At 65.0% G+C, this 3,664-nt stretch carries 4 protein-coding genes; all 4 read right to left on the bottom strand.

The features are described 5' to 3' along the window. Positions 1-191 (bottom strand): oxidative damage protection protein (locus tag PF446_RS13295; protein WP_298072393.1); only part of this gene is annotated, 191 nt, incomplete at its 3' end. After that, positions 188-1,240: an A/G-specific adenine glycosylase gene (gene mutY / locus PF446_RS13290; RefSeq protein WP_298072391.1), complete on the bottom strand. Its 1,053-nt coding sequence runs from the start codon at positions 1,238-1,240 to the stop codon at positions 188-190. The genes PF446_RS13295 and mutY, both read right to left, overlap by 4 nt. After that, a complete protein-coding gene (locus PF446_RS13285; RefSeq protein WP_298072389.1) occupies positions 1,237-2,301 on the bottom strand; it encodes a membrane assembly protein AsmA in 1,065 nt (354 codons plus the stop codon). The genes mutY and PF446_RS13285 overlap by 4 nt, the downstream gene beginning before the upstream one ends. Before the next feature lie 71 nt (positions 2,302-2,372). Continuing rightward, complete coding sequence (ftsY, locus tag PF446_RS13280; RefSeq protein WP_298072387.1) at positions 2,373-3,455, bottom strand: signal recognition particle-docking protein FtsY; 1,083 nt, start codon at positions 3,453-3,455, stop codon at positions 2,373-2,375. Positions 3,456-3,664: the final 209 nt, after the last annotated feature.

Below are 3,664 nucleotides of genomic sequence, written 5' to 3'. Positions count from 1 at the left end.
CTGCGCGCCTTTGGGTCCATCGGGTTGAGTCGGTTTTCGTTGATCAGCATGGTCTGGTGTCCCAGCCACTGCTGCCAGGCTTGGCGCGAAATGTTTTCGAAGACCCGTTTGCCCAGCGGGCCGGGCCAGGGGGCGTAGTCCAGGCCTTCGGCGTCGATGTCGAGCTTGGTGCAATGCACGTTGCGGGTCATGTGATGGTCTCCCAGTGTATGTTCAACAGCTTGCGCACCGGTGCAGGCAGACCCAGGGCCTGAGCCTGATCGGGGCCGCACCAGCGCAGCGAATCATTATCGGCGACCACGGGTGATCTTGTCGCGGTCTCGAACAGCAGCGGCTTGATGGCCAGCCGATAGTGGCTGAACACGTGAGTGAACGATTCCAGTGCGCGAAGCGGCGCGACGGCGTGGGCGTGCTGTCGCGCAAGGCGTGCGGCTTGTTGCGCATTCTCGGCCTCCGGCAGGCTCCACAAGCCCGACCACACGCCTTGCGGGCCGCGCCGCTCGAGCAGCACATGGCCACGAGCGTCGTGCAGCAGCAGCATGCAGGTGCTGCGCGTGGGCAGGGCGCGTGCAGGCCGGGCAGTGGGCAGCTCCGCAGTCAGTCCTTTCTTGCGGGCCACGCACAGATGTGCCAGCGGACAGTCAGGGCAGCGCGGGTTGCGGCGCACGCACAGCGTGGCGCCAAGGTCCATGATGGCCTGGGTGTAATCGGCCAGACGCGTTGCCGGGGTATGCGAATCGGCCAGTGCCCAAAGCTGCTTCTCGATGGCGCCCTGGCCCGGATAGCCGTGGATGCCGTGCAGCCTGGCCAGCACACGCTTGACGTTGCCATCCAGGATCGGAAAGCGCAGGCCGTAGGCCTGGGCCAGGATGGCTCCCGCGGTGGATCGGCCGATGCCGGGCAGGGCGAGCAGGGCGTCGAAATCACGCGGCAGCTCTCCTCCGTGCTCGCGCATGCAAAGGCGCGCGGCGCGATGCAGAAAGCGTGCGCGTCGGTAATAGCCCAGACCTGACCACAGAGCAAGGACGGTATCCTCGTCGGCGGCGGCCAGCGCTTCCAGCGTGGGGAGGGCGTTCACAAAGCGCAGAAAATAGTCGACTACGGCTTCCACCCGCGTCTGCTGCAGCATGACTTCGGACAACCAGACGTTGTAGGCGCTGCGCGGATGCTGCCAGGGCATGTCCTTGCGACCGTGGCGGTCGTACCAATCCAGCAGTCGAGGCGCGACCGGATCGGTCACTTGGTTTTGCCTGCAGGCTTGGAAGCGGACGCGGATGCAGCGGGCACCGCAGCGCCTGCGCGCAGCTTCAGTCCCTTGATTCTTACCCCACCGAGGTCGAGTTCTGCCGCATCGATGCTGCCGTTCAATGGCGGTTCCGGCAGCGACCCGGAAGCATTGGATGCACTCACTTGCCGCCACCAGCTGGCCAGTGCCTGTGGCGAGAGGTGCATGTCGACATGACTCGAGGGGCCCTCCAGCACCAGATGCAACTGGCCCGGCGGGCTGTTGTTTGCCGTCGATGCGTCAAGCTTGAGGCGGTAGCTGTGGTCCGGGGTGACGTGCATGGCGCCGGACAGTGAAAGTGCAATGCGTGCGCCACCGCTCCATACGGCGTTGCCGCCAAGCTCAATGCGCACATTTTTGCCGGAGCGAGCGTTGAGAGTGATGTTCTTGAGGTCGATGCCATGGCCGGTGGCGGCCATCGGCTTGAAGCCGAACCTGAGTCCCATGAGCTGCCCGGCATGGTTGCGGGCGCTGAGAATCAGCGTGAACCGGTGACCCTGAAGCAGTGGACCGGTCTGGACGTTGACCGAACTCAACAGCACCGTATTGCCCTCGACCAGGGTGCCGTTCTTGATGTTGATGCCGGTGTCAATGCGGGGCAGGTGGGGCGCCTTGCCTGTGCCAGAGGACAGTTTGGCTATGGCGTTCCGGAGCTGCACCAGATCCAGCCTGGGGGTATCGAGCTGTAGCGCACGGATGGCAGTAGGGCCGCCGAGCAGGGTGCGCCATGGCACCACGATCGCACCCTGGCTTACGATCAGGACAGGGGCGCTCTGGCCCTGCACGAAGATCTGCAGTCCTTCGAGTTTCACGCCGGGTCTGGGCCACAGCGTGGGATGTGCAGGGGCGGTCAGGGTCAGCTCCAGTCCAGCATCGCGCGCGGCGCTGCGAAGGGTCTCGGTGAAGCGTGCTGGACGCAGCATCACAAAGGCGAACACGAGCACGACCAGTACCAGCAGCAGGAAGCCACCGGCCACGGCCCAAATGGTCATGCGTGCGCGGCGGCTCAGCGCCACGGGACACCTCGGGGTGACATCCCGCGTGCGCTGGAGTGCGGTCGGCAAACAGGCATGCGCTGCGCCATCGCTCAGCGCTCCGGCTGCGCCGGGAGCAGTCCATCCACGTAGGCTTTGGCGTGGAACGGACGCAGGTCGGCGATGCCTTCGCCGAGTCCCACAAAACGGATAGGCAAGCCGAACTCGCGTGCAAGCGCGAACACCACGCCGCCCTTGGCAGTGCCATCGAGTTTGGTCACCACCAGGCCGGTCACGCCGATGGCCTGGTGGAACTGGCGCACCTGGCTGATGGCGTTCTGCCCGGTGGTACCGTCGATCACCATCAACACCTCATGCGGTGCCTCGGGATCGAGCTTCTTGAGGACGCGCGCGATCTTGCCCAGTTCGTCCATCAGTCCGCTCTGGGTGTGCAGGCGGCCGGCGGTATCGGCGACCAGCAGGTCGGTCTTGCGCGACTGCGCACGTTGCAGTGCATCGAAGATGACGCTGGCCGAGTCGGCGCCCTGTCCCTGGGCGATCACCGGGACCTGGTTGCGCTCGCCCCAGGTCTGCAGTTGCTCCACGGCAGCGGCGCGAAACGTGTCGCCGGCGGCCATCAGGACATTGTGCTCCCGGGCACGATAGTGATGGACGAGTTTGCCGATGGTGGTGGTCTTGCCGACGCCATTGACGCCGACCACCAGCATCACGAAGGGCGTATGCCCATGGATGTCGAGCGGCGCCTCGACTGTGAGCAACTGCTCGGTCAGTGACGTGCGCAAGGCGCGGTACAGCGCGGCGGCGTCGGCGAATTCACGATTATGTGTTCGCTGGCGCAGGTCCTCGACCAGCTCGGTGCTGGCGTTGACCCCAACGTCGGAAGTGATCAGCAGCGTTTCAAGTTCGTCCAGCAACTCCTCGTCCAGTTGCGGGTGGCGTTGGAAAAGACCGCCCAGTCCTCGCGCGATGCCGGATCCGGACAGACGCTTGCGCCACCCGGGCGGGCTCGCTTCGTCGGGTTGGGGCGTGGGATGCTGTGCGGGTTCGCCGGTTTCGTCCATGCTCACCGGGATCTCCGGCGAAGCGGATTCGAGTACGGACTCGGCCACCTCGTCTTGTCCGGCCTTTTCGCGGTCGGTTTCGGATTGGTCTTTTTTCTTCCAGAACTTGAGCATGGGGCGGCAAAATGCGGACAATTCAGACTATTATGCTAGCACCCGAAAGCTACACCGATGATGACTGCAACCCGCTGTGCAGTGCGTGGTTGGTGCGGTCGTGAAACCCGTGCGCCAGCAGGCACCAGGACAGGTACGCATCATCGGCGGAAGCCTTCGCGGGTCGAAGCTGGCGGTGCCCGACCGGGGCGGGCTTCGCCCGACACCGG

Source organism: Oleiagrimonas sp. (genome assembly GCF_027858935.1).
Lineage (GTDB): Bacteria > Pseudomonadota > Gammaproteobacteria > Xanthomonadales > Rhodanobacteraceae > Oleiagrimonas.
This window is presented reverse-complemented; position numbering and strand designations above follow the sequence as displayed.